This is a genomic window from Streptomyces hebeiensis (assembly GCF_052983195.1).
The window spans coordinates 4066413-4080342 of sequence record NZ_CM129812.1; the positions used below are offsets into that span (position 1 = coordinate 4066413).

The window sequence follows — 13930 nt, forward strand, 5'->3', positions numbered from 1 at the left end:
TACGGGGGCCCTTCCCGGTCCGTCGGCCGGGGCACCCCGTGAGTGCCTACGGGGAGGGAGCCGGAGGCGAGGGCGCCCGCGGCGAGGGGCCCCCGGCGCCGGACGGTGAGGGCCGGGAGTCCGGTGGCACGGGCCGGGTGCCCTGTGGCGCGGCACCGGGCCGGTCGTCGGAAGACCCGGCCGCGGGCGGGGCCGATGTACGGGGGGACGGGGACGGTTCCGCGCCCGGCGCCCCCGCCTCCTGCGGCAGGTGCCTGCTGACCTCGGCCGTCGTCAGGCCGAGACCGCCCAGGGTGATCTCGTCCCACGCCTGGAGCCGCTTGGTCTCGCGGTCCAGGTAGAGCACGGAGGTACGGACCTTCTCGGGCTCGTCGTTCTGCACGGCGCGCAGCCCGCCGCCGCCCGTCGAGCCCTCGATCTTCAGCCGGGTCCCCAGCGGCAGGACCTCCGTCTCGCGGTGGTGGACGTGGCCCGAGAGCACGAGCGGGACCACGCCGTCGGTCTCCCGCGCCGCCACCGGGTTGTGGGCGACGGCGATGTCCACGGGGGTGCCGGCCCGTTCCTGGTCGCGCAGGGCGGAGGCGAGCCGGATGCCCGCCAGGCGCTCCGCCGGGTCGCCCTCGGCCTCCACCGAGCGGTCGGGGGTGTACTGGGGGTCCCCCGTGCCCGCCACGCGCACCCCGGCCACGGTCACGGCCCGGCCGTCGTCCAGCACCCGGACGTTCTTCATGCGCTTCAGGTACTCCTGGGTGCTCTGCGAGTCGTGATTGCCGCGCACCCAGACATAGGGGACGCCGAGGTCGGCGACCGGGTCCAGGAAGGCGTTCTCGGCGGCGGCGCCGTGGTCCATGCTGTCGCCCGAGTCGATGATGACGTCGATCTTGTACTGCTCCACCAGCGAGCCGATGATGTGCCAGGCCGCCGGGTTGAGGTGGATGTCCGAGACGTGCAGCACTCGCAGGGTGGCCGGGTCCGGCTGGTACGTGGGCAGCGCGGAGGTCGCGTCGTACAGCTTGGTCACATTGGTCACCAGCCGCGCCAGCTCCTTCTGGTAGACGTCGAAGTCGCTGACGATCGAGCGCGCGTTGCCGACGACCTGCGGGGCGGACGAGAGGAGCCCCGAGAACTTGGGCTCCAGGACGGACTTCGGGTTCCAGGTGGCGTACGCGCCGACGCCGGACGCGGCGAGGAGCGCCAGCGCGAGACCGCCGGCGGCCAGCGCGCGGCCGGGGCGGCGGTAGACGACGAGGCCGAGGGCGGTGGCGCCGGAGACGACGGCGACGCAGGAGCGGACGGCCAGGTCCGTGGTGCCGTCCAGGACGTCGTGCGAGACCTCGTCCTGGAGGCCGGAGAGCCGCTCGGGGTGTTCGACCAGGGCGGTGGAGCGCACCGGGTCGAGCTGGTCGACGTCCACGTCGAGACGGATGGGCCCGGTGTGGGTGTTCAGCTCCAGCGCGCCCAGCGGCGAGACATTGATCTTCGTACCCCCGGCCAGGGAGGGGCGCAGGGTCATGCTCGTGTCCATCGGCCCGACGGGGGTCCGTACGCTCCCGACGATCAGCAGCCCGAGCCAGGCGCCGAGCAGGACGACCGCGGTCAGGGCGAAGGCGCGGGCGTACGGGTTCGGGGGGTCGGCGGAGAGAAGGGAGCCGGGCGGGGGCGCGTAGGTAGGGGGACGGGTACGACTGTGCGTACGGGACCGGGACCGTGGTCGTGACCGGTCCGGCCACAGGGACCGGACGCGGGTCCGGACCCCGGCCCGGAACCGAACCCCGGTCCGGAACCGGGTCCCGGTCGGATTCGGCCGGAACCGCCGGGGGAGCCGGGACCGGAGACGGCCTGTGATGCGGCCGAAGGCGGAACGGAGGGACGAGCGGCGGCGTACATCACGGGCCATTGGGCGCGTATTCCCTGCGGGAGGGGCGGACATGCGCGCATTGGGCCGGGTGGCCGCGCACGCCGCCGCACCCGTGCGACACGCGCGGTGCACAGGGCCCCTTACGTCGCCGTACGCCGTCCTGCGGCGCGCCCGGCGCGCCCGGCCCGTTCGGCTTCCGGGGGCCGGCGGCCGGTGGCCGGGTGGCGAACGGTTCCCACGCGGCGCCCGGCCGTCAGCCCCAGCCCAGTTCGTGCAGCCGCTCGTCGCTGATGCCGAAGTGGTGGGCGATCTCGTGCACGACGGTCACCGACACCTCCCGCACCACCTCGTCCTCCGTCGCGCAGTGGCGCAGGGTCGGGCCCATGTAGATCGAGATGCGGTCGGGCAGGACGCCCGCGTACCACTCGCCCCGGTCCGTGAGCGGTGTGCCCTCGTACAGCCCCAGCAGTTCGGGGTCGGAGGGGTCGGGTTCGTCCTCCACGAAGACCGCGACGTTGTCCATCACCCGGGTCAGCTCCGGGGGGATCCGGTCGAGGGCGTGGCTCACCAGCTCTTCGAACATCTCGCGTGTCATCTCCAGCACATGGTCATTGTCCAGTGCCCGCCTGTGGTTCCGCGCGGGTCCGCCGGCCGGCCGTCCCGTTCGCCGCCGCCGAGGAGCCGGTGCGGGCCGCGCTTCTCGTACGAGCTACGGGTCCGGGCGTGTCCCTGGTGGCGGAAAGGAAGTTGAGCAGTGCGATCGACCTCCGCCGTCGGCGGGGAGATTCCGTCTCGCGCCCCCCGGAGGCCCTCGTGCGCCAGTTGTCCGCCCCAGGCCGTCTCGCCGTCTGGATCGCCGCGTCGCTGGCGGTCGCCGCGACCGGGGGCTGTGTGAACGTCGGTGACGACGGTGACGACGGAGGGAAGCCCGTGCCGTCGCGGTCGGCGGACCGCGTCGAGGACGGGACGGAGCCCGACGGCGGTACGGACGAGGTCGGGGGAGCGCCGCACTCCTGGCACGGCCGCGCGGGCGACGGAAGCGGGGCCCATGAGCACGGGGACGCCAAGGGGGGCGCGGACGGCGGGGACGGCGACGGTGACGGCAGCCGCGGCGGCGGGGCCGAGCGGGCGCGCGGCGCCTCCGCGGAGCCCGGTGCGCGGACCGAGCCCTCGCGGCCGTCGTCGGCCGGTGGCGGGAAGGCGCAGGGGGGCGACGGGCCGAGCGCGCCGGGCCGGGACGGCGAGCCCGCTCCGGAACCCCCGCGCACCACGCCGAGCGCCCCCGTGCCCCCGGCGCAGAGCCCGGACCCGGGCCCGGGGCCCGTACCGGAACCGGAGTCGCCGAAGCCGGCGGACCCGTCCACGACCCCGTCGGCCGCGGTGCGTTCGGCCGGGCTGGCGGCGGCCGGCGGGGCGGGGCCGGAGACGGGGAGGGGGATGCGGGACGAGCGGGAGGCGTCACCTCAACTGGGCCCGAGGTAGCCCCTGAACGAGGCCCCGGCGGTCGCGCGTCGCGTGCCGGTACGGCGGTGCGGCGGGTGCGGTTCGGTGGCGCGGGGCGTCGGCGGCCGAGCGTACGGTGGGCGGGCCGTACGGGCGATCCGGAGGCGGTTTGCCTTACCGGGGGGTGGGTGCGTATGGTAGTAGATCGTTTGATCATTGCCCGGCGCCGAAACAGAAGAGCGCCGTGTGGCGCGTACTCTCCCTCTGCCGTGGCAGACCGCATTGAGGCGGTCGAAGTGCGAAATCACGGGGTTTGGGCGCGTGCCGAGACTCCGGAAGGTTTCGCATTTCGCATGTCCATTTCCAGCGCTGACCGCGTCGTCGTGTCCGAGGACGACTTCATCGACAACGAGCGTGACGACCAGCCCGCGCCCACGGCCGCCGAGGACGCCGTGGCAACCGACGGGGCCGGGGCCCCGGAGGTCACCTTCGCCGACCTGGGCCTGCCGGACGGCATCGTCCGCAAGCTCGCCCAGAACGGCGTCACCACCCCCTTCCCCATCCAGGCCGCGACCATCCCGGACGCCCTGAACGGCAAGGACATCCTGGGCCGTGGCCGTACCGGCTCCGGCAAGACGCTCTCCTTCGGCCTGCCGCTGCTGGCCACGCTGGCCGGCGGCCACACGGAGAAGAAGAAGCCTCGCGGCGTCATCCTCACGCCGACCCGTGAGCTGGCGATGCAGGTGGCGGACGCGCTCCAGCCGTACGGCGACGTGCTCGGCCTGAAGATGAAGGTCGTGTGCGGCGGTACGTCCATGGGCAACCAGATCTACGCCCTGGAGCGCGGCGTCGACATCCTCGTCGCCACCCCCGGCCGGCTGCGCGACATCATCAACCGGGGCGCGTGCTCGCTGGACCGGGTCCAGATCGCGATCCTCGACGAGGCCGACCAGATGTCGGACCTGGGCTTCCTGCCCGAGGTCACCGAGCTGCTCGACCTGGTGCCGGCCGGCGGCCAGCGCATGCTCTTCTCCGCGACCATGGAGAACGAGATCGGCACGCTGGTCAAGCGCTACCTGACCGACCCGGTCAGCCACGAGGTGGACAGCGCCCAGGGCAACGTCACGACCATGACGCACCACGTGCTCGTGGTGAAGCCGAAGGACAAGGCCCCGGTCACCGCGGCGATCGCCGCCCGCAAGGGCCGCACGATCATCTTCGTACGGACGCAGCTGGGCGCCGACCGGATCGCCGAGCAGCTGCGCGAGGCGGGGGTCAAGGCGGACGCGCTGCACGGCGGCATGACGCAGGGCGCGCGGACGCGGACGCTGGCCGACTTCAAGGACGGTTACGTCAACGCGCTGGTGGCCACCGACGTCGCCGCCCGGGGCATCCACGTCGACGGGATCGACCTCGTACTGAACGTGGACCCGGCCGGGGACCACAAGGACTACCTGCACCGCTCGGGCCGTACGGCGCGGGCCGGCAAGTCCGGCGTCGTCGTCTCGCTGGCGCTGCCGCACCAGCGCCGGCAGATCTTCCGGCTGATGGAGGACGCGGGCGTCGACGCCTCGCGGCACATGGTCGGCGGGGCCGGGGCGTTCGACCCGGAGGTCGCGGAGATCACCGGAGCCCGGTCGCTCACCGAGGTCCAGGCGGACTCCGCGAACAACGCGGCCAAGCAGGCCGAGCGGGAGGTCTCCGACCTGACCCGGCAGCTGGAGCGCGTCCAGCGGCGCGCCGTGGAACTGCGCGAGGAGGCCGACCGGCTGGTGGCCCGCGCCGCGCGGGAGCGGGGCGAGGACCCGGAGGCGGCGGTGGCGGAGGTCACGGCCGAGGCCGAGCGGGCGCTGGAGGAGGCCGTGGCGGCAGCGGCGGCGGCCGCCGTACCGGCGCAGCGGGAGGAGCGCCGGGGCGGCCGCGACGAGCGGGGCAACTTCGGCCGCCGTGACGACCGCGGCGAGCGCAGCGGCCGGGGCGGCGCGCGGGGCTACACGCCGCGTGACGACCGCGCCGGTGACCGCGGTGAGCGGAACGACCGGGGTGACCGGGGCGACCGTGGCGGCTTCCGCCGGGACCGGCGCGACGACCGCCGGGACGACCGGGGCGGTTTCCAGCGCCGGGACGACCGGGGTGACCGTGGCGGCTTCCGCCGTGACGACCGGCGCGACGACCGCAGGGACGACCGTGGCGGCCGCTCCTTCGAGCGTCGCGACCACCGGGGCAGCGACCACCGGGGCAGCGACCGCCCCTTCAACCGCGACCGGCGTGACGACCGCCCCTCGGGCGGCTACCGCTCCGGCGGCCACGACCGCCCCGCGACCCGCCGCGACGACCACCGGAGCGACTTCCGGGGCGGCTCGACGGGCACCGGCACCGGATCCTTCGGCCGCCGCGACGACAAGCCGCGCTGGAAGCGCAACGGCTGACGCATGAGTCCGAACGGCCCGACCCCGGCCGTGACCTGACGCACCACCAGGGCCCGTGCCCCACCTCCGGGTGAGGCACGGGCCCCGCGCCACCCCCGCGACGCTCCCCCGAGCACATGCCCCATCCCGCGCGACATCCCCACAGGGGGGATACCCGATCGGCTCACCGCCCCGGGCGGGCTATGCTCGTGTGTGTTGTGCCGAGGGCCGTTAGCTCAATTGGCAGAGCAGCGGACTTTTAATCCGTTGGTTGTGGGTTCGAGTCCCACACGGCCTACACCTCAGCCCCAGGTCAGACACCGTCTGGCCCGGGGCTGAAGTCATTTCAGGGCGTCGCAAGATCGTTAGCTGGCCCCCTGCTGGCCCGATGGCAGACGTCAGCTGCCGCACTTGTGGCAGGGGGTGCTCCCTACCCGGGCGATCTTCCTGCCCTTCTCGTCGGTCTCCCAGATGTCGGACCGGGATCCGTCACAGCCAGGGGTAGGGCACGGTACGACCTCCGACACTTGAGCCATTCCTGCTGTCTCCTGTTCTGGATGATCCGCAGCTCCTGCACGCCTTGCGATTGACGGTGGTCACGCGGCCGCGGGCCCCGAACTCGTAGCGGTCTTCGACCATTCCGGCACAGGCAGCGGTGGAGCAGCGGGCGGTCACGCGCGTTCTGGAGAATGCGTCGCCGCTGGGTGATTGGTCGCAGAAGAGGCACGGGAAGAGAGTCTTTCCGTCCTCGTTTTCCACGTAGGCGATGGCCTCGGCGACCTTGCAGTGAGGGCAGATGAGTGCCACGTCGTCCTCTCATCTCGTCTCGGTTGACCGCCGAGTGTTACGCCCCGGTGTGCGGCATGTGTGCCGTTCGGCCCTCCTTTCACTCGGTTGGGTGGATCGGTGGATCTCGCCTCCTTACGGGGCCGGCGCCCCGGCCGGTGCCCACGGGGGAGAGCGACCGGCCGGGGCGGTAGGCGGGCCCGGCGTCAGGCCGGTGCGGCGCCGGCGGTGGGCGCCTGATGGCACGGGCAGGCGCAGCGGATCCGCAGCACCACCGCGCCGCCCGCGGTGACGTCGGCCGGGCCGTCGCAGTGCTCGTGTTCACCGATCCGGCACTCGGGCTGTTCGGGCTGAGTGCGGGTGCCGCTCACTGATGCTCGCCGTCGTAGCGCGGCCAGGACGTCTGGGTGGGCCAGTGGTAGTGATCCACCGGCCCGTCTCCGGGCAGGCCGCTCTTTCCGTGCCCCTCGCGCTCGGTGCAGCGCAGGACATCGCCCGGCCGGGCAATCCAGCACAGCCCCGGGATGGGCGTGCGTGCGGGCTCCGTCGCGGTCACCGGGTTCCGCCCTGGCGTTCGTGGCCGACGTGGAGCAGTTGCGCGACGGCGGTCGGGGAGCACAGGGTGCGCGCATGCTTCGGCGGGGCGGCCCAGTGGATGCCGGACGGTCCGGTCCGGTCGAGGCGGGGCACGGTCAGGTAGGTGCTGTGGCCGAGCGCGGAGGCGTGCGGGGAGTCCCAGGTTTCGGCGGCCCCGGCGGGGACCAGGGCGAGGTACCAGCCGGGCGGTGACCAGATCACGGGGCCGCCCAGCGGGGCCAGGGCGGCGGCCACGGCCGACTGCTCGGGGGCGCCGGCCGCCGCGTGCACGAGACGCTGGGGCATCTTCACCGCGTCGAAGAGGATGCCTACGCCGAGGACGGCGGGGCGGCCGTCGCGCCAGTCTCTGAACGCGGACTCGGGATCCTTGATGGATTTGGCCAGCCACCGTTCGACGGGGGTGATGGTGGGCTGGTGGAAAGCGGTCATGGTCGGCTCCTGGGCTGCATGGACTGCGGCGCCGGCCGTGCCTGGCGGGGGTTGGCCGACGCCGCCTCATGCAGATCACGCTACGAAGTGGCGCGATCACAGCCCAGTGGCAGAACGCCCTACTCGGCCCGTCAATTCTCGCTCAGCTAGTGCCGGGAGGGGCACTAGTAGTGCTTGGTCATGTTGGTGCGGGGTGTGGCATGTCGCGGTGACAGGTGGGGCAGGCGCCGGTCCAGATCGCGAGGAGTAATTGCAGCTCGCGAACGACTTGGTAGAGGCTCAGGCCGACGCCGTCTCTTTTGGGGATCGGCTCAGTCGCTGCAGGGTGCAGAAGGCGTGGGCGACCGAGACGAGGGTGACGTGGTGGTGCCAGCCTGGCCATGTCCGGCCTTCGAAGTGGGCCAGGCCCAGGGTCTGCTTCATCTCGCGGTAGTCGTTCTCGATGCGCCAGCGGAGCTTCGCGGTGCGCACGAGGACGGGCAGCGGAGTGGTCTCGGGCAGGTTGGAGAGCCAGAACTGCACGGGCTCGTCCTGGTCGGCGGGCCATTCGGCCAGCAGCCAGCGGACCGGGAGCCCGGTGCCAACCGTGGCCTTGCGGATCTCCCGTCCGGCAGGCCGGACCCGCAGGGCCACGAAGCGCGAGTACATGCGCTTGCGCCCGCTGCGGCCACTGCCCGGCCTCGATCCCTCCCGCCACTGCACCGGCCGCGCGGCGCGTTTCCCGGCCGCGATGACCAGGCTCTTCACGGTCTGTGCTCGCTCGGGGTAGGCCGGGACCGGCCGTCGGCCCAGGCCGGAGTAGGCCGGGGTGCACGGCTGTGCATCCCCGGGGTGCGCCGTGGTCGTGGTCGAGATGCCCACCACATAGTCGAGACCGCGTTCTTCCAGGCCGAGCCGGAAGGCGGCGGTGTCCCCGTAGCCGCCGTCGGTGATGACCTGGGGTACTTCGATGCCCCAGGACCGCGTCTCGTCGATCATGTCGAGGGCCAGCTGCCACTTCTCGACATGGCCCACCTCGGCGGGGATGGCGCACCTGGCACGGCGGGCCACTTTGGCCGGATCTGCCTTCGGCGAGGCGGGGTCCCAGCTCCCGGGCAGGAACAGACGCCAGTTCACCGCCGCCGAGGCACCGTGGGAAGCCAGGTGCAGAGAGACGCCGGCCTGGCAGTTGGTGACTTTGCCCGCTGTGCCGGTGTACTGCCGGGTCACGCACGCGGACGCGTCCCCGTCCTTGAGGAACCCGGTGTCATCGATGATCAGCGCGGTGGGCTTGATGACCGGCTCCATGCGCCAGGCCAGCCGGGCCCGCACATGCGCTGCATCCCACGGACTGGAAGTGACGAAGTGGGCCAGGGCCTGACGGTTCCCGTCCTCGCCCAGGCGGGCGGCCATCGGCTCCACCGACTTACGCCCGCCGTCCAGCAGCAGACCCCGCAGATAGACCACACCCCACCGTCGCTGATCCACCCGCGCGAACGGCTCGAACATCTCCGCCGCGAAGTCCTCCAGATCACACCGGACCGCAGCCAACTCCCCACCCAGCACACCCGGTCAACGACAGGACCAATCAAAAAGACACGCCATCCCAGACCGCACATGACCAAGCACTACTAGGACGTGTTGTCCTACCCCTTCAGAGAGAGGGGTCGACTCCCAGGCGAGCGGCGAGCCCTCGCAACGGGGTGTTGCGCCGTCGCTCCGCCTCCAGCATCTCCCGGACTGTGGATGCGGCCAGCGTCTGGAACTTGATCCACTCCGGTTGGTCGGCCTCCACCTCCAGCAGCGTCTCAAGGGCGCCGTCAACGTCACCGGTCTGGTACTTGGCCTGAGCGACGTCAACCCGGTAGGACGCGGCGTGCACGGGCCTCGTGATTTCGCTGACGTCCACGCTGTCGGCGATTTCCAAAGCGTCAGCTGGTTCTGGCTCTCGTCCCGCGAGAGCGATGTTGACCTGCTGTGTGCGGACGTCGATCACCGAGAACGCGCTGCCGTATGCACGTACCGATCCTGAACGGGTCGCGGCGGCCTCTGCCGTGTTCAGGAAGGAGACTGCTTCGTCTCGGTTGTTCTGCCGGGCTGCCGGAGTAGCGGCGGCCACCAAGAGGTTGCCGTACACGGCGTACTGCGCGGGAGTCGCCTTGCGGAATTCAGGCTCCAGTGCGTCAGCTTTCCGCACGGCTACGTCCTGTGCCTGCTCCCAGCGACCCTGTCGAAGCAGGACCCAGGAGAGGGTGGAGATGCCCATGCCTTCCATGAGCGGGTCGGAGGCGCGTTGTGCGGCGGCGAGTTGCTTCTCCACTGCGGCGAACGCCCAGTCCGGGTGCCCGGCTTGCGTGGCCAGTGACGCGGCCAGTTGGTACGCGAGGGCGAGCTGCCTCCATACACGTTCCGTGTCGACTTCCCGGGCGACCGCCCGGCCATCGCGAAGCAGCAACGGCAGCGTGCTGGCCAGTTCCGAGTAGCCGCCGGCCCAGTACTGGCTCGTGGCGGCCTTCACGTCAGCAGTCCATGCGTCTGCGTCGGGTGGGTCTTCAAGGTCGTTTCCCGAGAGGACTCCGGGCAGGGCGGCGATGTCCTGGATGGCGTCCCGCAGGGCGAGTAGACCGCCGTCCTCGGAGAGTTCTTGGGTCACGGTGGGCTGTCCTAGTAGGCGCTCAAGTTGCACGTCGAGGGCGCGAGCGAGCGCACGTAAGGTGTTGATGCGGGCTGATTGTCGAACGTTCTGTTCGAGCTTGCGGATCGTGTCGACATGGACGCCGGCCCGCTCAGCCAGCTCTTCCTGTGTGACGTCACGGAACTCTCGCAGGGATCGAATGCGATCCCCGATGGTGGTGTTCATATGGACCCCCCCCGCCAGAAGGTTGTCTGCCCACGGTACTGCGTGAGGCCCTCGGACACGCGAAAGCGCCCCTGTCCCGGCATCAGCCGGGACAGGGGCGCGGTCGTTCAGTCGATCGAGTACGGAACCAGTTCCAGCGGTATCTCCTCCGGCGGCTTCTGCCGGACGGCGAGCCGCCGGTTGGCGCGGCGGATGATCCGCATCGCCATCCGCAGCAGTCGCTCCAGCGCGCTGACTTCGGCCTTCTTCGTCTCCACCAGCGTCGTCAGATGGTCCACCTTCTGCTCCAGGACCTCGAACCGACGCCGGATTTCCGGGCTGACGCGCAGCTCGTCGCCGTCGTCTTCCTCGAGGGCCCCGGCCGCCGATCGCCGCGTGGAAGCTCGGCCAGTACGGTGTCGACCCGGCCGGCACCACCACGCTCACCGCGGGCGACAGCGGCCGCAACTACATGGGCAAGACATGGGCCAAGGGCGCCAGCATGGCGTTCCCCACGATCCACGGCCACCGCGACGGCTACAACACCCAGTGCCCCGGTGACGCCTTCTACCAGCAGCTCGCCACCCTCCGCTCCTGGGCGGCGGGACCCGTCACCGGCCTGACCCGACGGCCTGGAGGATGACGGCCCACGACCAGGCGGGGAACACCGCGAACGCCTCCGTCACCCAGACGCCGGTGATCGTCCAGGAGACCTCGGCCACCCGGGCCGGCAGCTGGACGGCCAAGTCCTCCAGCAGCTACCTCGGCGGCAAGTCCTCTTCCAGCTCCGCCAAGAACGCGAGCCTGAGCTGGACCTTCACCGGCAAGTCGGTGGCCTGGATCGTCTCCCGCGCCTCGTCCTCCGGCCAGGCACACGTCTACGTGGACGGCACCAAGGCGGCGACGGTCGACCCCAGGTCCGCCACCACCAAGTACCGCGACGCGATCTGGACCAAGACCTGGTCCACCAACGCCAAACACACCATCAAGATCGTCGTCGTCGGAACCTCCGGCCGCCCGACCGTCACCACCGACGGGACCGTCTACCTCACATAGCGGGAGCGAACCTCGGAAACGACGGCGGGACCCGTCACCTGACGCGCGGTGTGCCGCCTGATGGCACCGGGTCCTCGCCGTCAGGCTCGGCGGGCGCAGGACGTGAGGCGGTCGGCGAGCGCGATGGCGAGGCCGCGCAGTTCGTCGGGGCGCTCGACGACGAACGGCAGGCCGCGACCTCTGAGGCACTGCGCCGGGGAAGGCGGGCCTGGACGGCTGTCCGTCGGTCCCCGCGCCATCGGTGCCGCCACTCGTGTGCGCGGCCACGGCCGGCTCTCGCACAGCCGACCGGGCATCGGCCGCAAGAACCTGGACGCTCTCGTGCGGCTTGGAGCCGGCACTCACCCGACGCGACCGGCCTGCCGCGTCCCGCCCCACCGGCGTGTGCCTCCCGGGCCGGACGTGGGAACCGAACGTGAGGTCGAAATGCCGCCAGACTCCTCGCCCCGGACGTACGAGCATCGGCATGTCCGCGAACACGACAGAGGGATGGGCGAACATGACCGCGGTGCTTGAGGGCAAGGTGGCATTCGTGACCGGTGGCAGCCGGGGCATCGGCGAGGCGGTCGCGCTGAGGCTGGCCGAGGACGGCGCCGATGTCGCGCTGACCTGTCAGCACGGTGTCGAGCGCGCGGCGTCCGTGGTGGACCGGATCAAGGCTCTCGGCCGCCGCGCCTGGGCCGTCAGCGCCGACTGCGCGGATCCGGTGGCGGTGCGTGACGCGGTGGATCAGGCCGCAGCCGAGTTCGGCCGGCTCGACATTCTCGTCAACAACGCGGGGGTCGGTGTGCTCGGCCCCGTCGAGGAGTTGTCCCCGGCGGACGTCGACCGCGTGCTGAACGTCAACGTGCGGGCGCCGTTCATCGCGTCCCAGGCCGCGCTCCGGCACATGACCGAGGGAGGGCGGATCATCAACATCGGCAGTTGCATGGCCGAGCGCGTCGCGTTTTCCGGGGGGTCCCTGTACGCGACGAGCAAGACCGCCCTGACCGGCCTGACGAAGTCGCTCGCGCGTGAGCTGGGGCCGAGGGGCATCACGGCCAACCTGATCCACCCCGGGCCCATCGAGACCGACATGAACCCCTCCGACGGCCCGGGCGCCGAGACGCAGCGGGGTTTCACCGCGCTCGGCCGCTACGGGCAGCCGTCGGACGTCGCCGCGACCGTGGCCCACCTCGCCGGTGCGGGCGGCCGGTACATCACGGGCGCCGCCATCGCCGTGGACGGTGGCTTCGCCGCCTGAGGCCGCCCGGCACCTCGGGATCCCGGCCGCGCCGGCGGGCGGGGGCGGTGCGGCCGGCGGGGCGTGTCACAGGCGGGGACAGGGGAGCGTGCGGTTTCCCGCGTGGGGGGTGCGGGCGGCCGGGCCCGTCCTGGCGGATCCGCAGCCGCGGCACGCTCTGCGGGTCACGGCGAGCACGCGGCCGGCCGGGCCGTACCGGTAGCGGTCCTCGACCATCCCGCCGCACCCGGCGGTGGAACACCGCGCGGTCACCCGGGCGGTCGAGAGCACCGGGCCGGGGCTCGGCGGGCGGTCGCAGAAGAGGCACGGGAAGAGGGTCTGGCCGTCCTCGTTCTCCACGTAGGCGATCGCGTCGGCGGCCTTGCAGTGGGGGCAGATGAGCGCCATGGCGTCCAACCTCGTCTTGTGGGGACGGACGAGTTCTATGCCATGGAGTGACGGGTGTGGGCCGGTCCGGGCTGTTCTCACCCGGTCGGGTGGATCCGCACGGCCGGGCGGGGCCGGGGCGGGCGGATGGCGCCGCACGGGGCGGTGTGCGCCCGGGGCGGTGTGTCCGCACGGCCGGGCGGGGCCGCTCGGCCGGTGGGCCGTCGGCAGGACGTCGGCCGCCGGGCCGCCAGGGCCGTCGGGCCCGGCGGTCAGGCCAGGCGGTTCTGCATGTCCGGATCCTCGGCGGCGGTGGGCAGGGGGCGGTGGCCCTCGGAGTGGTGGTTGACCCAGCCGCAGACCCCGCAGCTGTAACGGCCGTCGAGGCCGGCGATCTGCGTACCGCACTTGCGGCACTCCGCGTACGTGATCTGCGGGCCGTCCTCCGGCTCGGGAGCCGTGACCGGCTCCACCTCGGGAGGCCATGTGCCGATGTGCTCGCTCATGTACCGGAGGTTACCCAGCATCGTCGCGGGCACCGCGCCGGAGTGTGACCACCGAACCGCAGGGGTGGGGGTGTGACAGCCGGACAGGTCCTGGGCCGTCGGGCGCTGCGGACCGTCCGGAACCGCGGACCGTCGGGGACCGCGGACCGTCCGGAACTGCGGACCGGTCCGGAACGTCGCACCCTGGGGCCTATGGGTGATGCTCCGATCGTCGTTCACCGGCCGTCCAGAACGGGCGGCAGGCGGGTCACGGTACGGGGGCGGATCATGGGGCTCGCCCATTCGGACGATCATCTGATCGAGTTTCTGCGCCAGGCGGGGCTGCCGGACGCGTGGGAGCTGCTGGACGATCCCCGCTGGGTGGAGTGGCAGGGCGGGGCGCCGCACGAGTACGGCGCGGGCGCATGAGTGTTCGAGCGG

At 72.1% G+C, this 13930-nt stretch carries 14 protein-coding genes, 1 tRNA gene and 1 pseudogene; 6 read left to right on the forward strand and 10 right to left on the reverse strand.

Translation table 11 applies throughout. From position 1 onward, the window contains the following. Positions 1-46 precede the first annotated feature (46 nt). Together ACU6P3_RS17725 and ACU6P3_RS17730 are read right to left on the reverse strand one after the other, a co-directional pair. Positions 47-1897 (reverse strand): metallophosphoesterase family protein, encoded by a 1851-nt coding sequence (locus ACU6P3_RS17725; protein WP_447193161.1) that lies wholly within the window; start codon positions 1895-1897, stop codon positions 47-49. Positions 1898-2111: 214 nt separating this feature from the next. Then, on the reverse strand, positions 2112-2462 hold the full coding sequence (locus ACU6P3_RS17730) for a metallopeptidase family protein (protein ID WP_030743955.1): 351 nt from the start codon (positions 2460-2462) through the stop codon (positions 2112-2114). Positions 2463-2671: 209 nt separating this feature from the next. On the opposite strand from ACU6P3_RS17730, the gene ACU6P3_RS17735 reads away from it, so the two are divergent. The 3 genes from ACU6P3_RS17735 (at position 2672) to ACU6P3_RS17745 (ending at position 6007) form a co-directional block, all read left to right on the forward strand. Beyond that, a complete protein-coding gene (locus ACU6P3_RS17735) occupies positions 2672-3340 on the forward strand; it encodes a hypothetical protein (protein WP_447193162.1) in 669 nt (222 codons plus the stop codon). A 314-nt stretch (positions 3341-3654) separates the two neighbouring features. After that, on the forward strand, positions 3655-5730 hold the full coding sequence (locus ACU6P3_RS17740; protein WP_447193163.1) for a DEAD/DEAH box helicase: 2076 nt from the start codon (positions 3655-3657) through the stop codon (positions 5728-5730). A 204-nt stretch (positions 5731-5934) separates the two neighbouring features. Next, positions 5935-6007: transfer RNA gene (locus tag ACU6P3_RS17745), tRNA-Lys, on the forward strand. A gap of 694 nt (positions 6008-6701) precedes the next feature. On the opposite strand, the gene ACU6P3_RS17750 is transcribed toward ACU6P3_RS17745, so the two are convergent. The 6 genes from ACU6P3_RS17750 to ACU6P3_RS17775 form a co-directional block, all read right to left on the reverse strand. Further along, positions 6702-6866, reverse strand: coding sequence for a hypothetical protein (locus ACU6P3_RS17750; RefSeq protein WP_447193164.1), 165 nt, complete (start codon positions 6864-6866; stop codon positions 6702-6704). After that, positions 6863-7051, reverse strand: a complete 189-nt coding sequence (locus tag ACU6P3_RS17755; RefSeq protein ID WP_447193165.1) for a hypothetical protein — start codon at positions 7049-7051, stop codon at positions 6863-6865. The genes ACU6P3_RS17750 and ACU6P3_RS17755 overlap by 4 nt, the downstream gene beginning before the upstream one ends. Then, the gene (locus tag ACU6P3_RS17760) at positions 7048-7521 is read right to left on the reverse strand and encodes a hypothetical protein (protein WP_447193166.1); all 474 of its coding nucleotides are present in this window, start codon (positions 7519-7521) and stop codon (positions 7048-7050) included. Before ACU6P3_RS17760 ends, ACU6P3_RS17755 begins: the two co-directional genes overlap by 4 nt. Before the next feature lie 279 nt (positions 7522-7800). Next, positions 7801-9066 carry an IS701 family transposase gene (locus tag ACU6P3_RS17765; protein WP_447193167.1) on the reverse strand — a complete coding sequence of 422 codons (1266 nt, stop codon included), beginning with the start codon at positions 9064-9066 and terminating at the stop codon, positions 7801-7803. Positions 9067-9154: 88 nt separating this feature from the next. After that, positions 9155-10360 carry a type II toxin-antitoxin system RelB family anti-toxin gene (relB, locus tag ACU6P3_RS17770; RefSeq protein WP_447193168.1) on the reverse strand — a complete coding sequence of 402 codons (1206 nt, stop codon included), beginning with the start codon at positions 10358-10360 and terminating at the stop codon, positions 9155-9157. A gap of 107 nt (positions 10361-10467) precedes the next feature. Then, positions 10468-10638 (reverse strand): hypothetical protein, encoded by a 171-nt coding sequence (locus tag ACU6P3_RS17775; RefSeq protein WP_447193169.1) that lies wholly within the window; start codon positions 10636-10638, stop codon positions 10468-10470. Between the two features lie 89 nt (positions 10639-10727). On the opposite strand from ACU6P3_RS17775, the pseudogene ACU6P3_RS17780 reads away from it, so the two are divergent. Together ACU6P3_RS17780 and ACU6P3_RS17785 are read left to right on the forward strand one after the other, a co-directional pair. After that, a pseudogene (locus ACU6P3_RS17780) lies at positions 10728-11395 on the forward strand (hypothetical protein); the annotation flags it as partial. Between the two features lie 499 nt (positions 11396-11894). Continuing rightward, a complete protein-coding gene (locus ACU6P3_RS17785) occupies positions 11895-12638 on the forward strand; it encodes an SDR family NAD(P)-dependent oxidoreductase (protein ID WP_447193170.1) in 744 nt (247 codons plus the stop codon). A 66-nt stretch (positions 12639-12704) separates the two neighbouring features. On the opposite strand, the gene ACU6P3_RS17790 is transcribed toward ACU6P3_RS17785, so the two are convergent. Together ACU6P3_RS17790 and ACU6P3_RS17795 are read right to left on the reverse strand one after the other, a co-directional pair. After that, on the reverse strand, positions 12705-13025 hold the full coding sequence (locus ACU6P3_RS17790) for a hypothetical protein (protein WP_447193171.1): 321 nt from the start codon (positions 13023-13025) through the stop codon (positions 12705-12707). A 251-nt stretch (positions 13026-13276) separates the two neighbouring features. Then, positions 13277-13510, reverse strand: a complete 234-nt coding sequence (locus ACU6P3_RS17795) for a hypothetical protein (RefSeq protein WP_344279664.1) — start codon at positions 13508-13510, stop codon at positions 13277-13279. A gap of 192 nt (positions 13511-13702) precedes the next feature. Here ACU6P3_RS17795 and ACU6P3_RS17800 point away from each other — a divergent pair, with 192 nt between their 5' ends. Next, positions 13703-13918, forward strand: a complete 216-nt coding sequence (locus ACU6P3_RS17800; RefSeq protein WP_447193172.1) for a hypothetical protein — start codon at positions 13703-13705, stop codon at positions 13916-13918. Positions 13919-13930: the final 12 nt, after the last annotated feature.

Excerpts from the sequence above, each read along its gene's own strand:
- ACU6P3_RS17790 (WP_447193171.1), bottom strand. The coding sequence starts at position 13,025 with ATGGCGCTCATCTGCCCCCACTGCAAGGCCGCCGACGCGATCGCCTAC.
- ACU6P3_RS17800 (WP_447193172.1), top strand. The coding sequence starts at position 13,703 with ATGGGTGATGCTCCGATCGTCGTTCACCGGCCGTCCAGAACGGGCGGC.
- ACU6P3_RS17760 (WP_447193166.1), bottom strand. The coding sequence starts at position 7,521 with ATGACCGCTTTCCACCAGCCCACCATCACCCCCGTCGAACGGTGGCTG.
- ACU6P3_RS17785 (WP_447193170.1), top strand. The coding sequence starts at position 11,895 with ATGACCGCGGTGCTTGAGGGCAAGGTGGCATTCGTGACCGGTGGCAGC.
- ACU6P3_RS17740 (WP_447193163.1), top strand. The coding sequence starts at position 3,655 with ATGTCCATTTCCAGCGCTGACCGCGTCGTCGTGTCCGAGGACGACTTC.
- ACU6P3_RS17725 (WP_447193161.1), bottom strand. The coding sequence starts at position 1,897 with ATGGCCCGTGATGTACGCCGCCGCTCGTCCCTCCGTTCCGCCTTCGGC.
- ACU6P3_RS17795 (WP_344279664.1), bottom strand. The coding sequence starts at position 13,510 with ATGAGCGAGCACATCGGCACATGGCCTCCCGAGGTGGAGCCGGTCACG.
- relB (WP_447193168.1), bottom strand. The coding sequence starts at position 10,360 with ATGAACACCACCATCGGGGATCGCATTCGATCCCTGCGAGAGTTCCGT.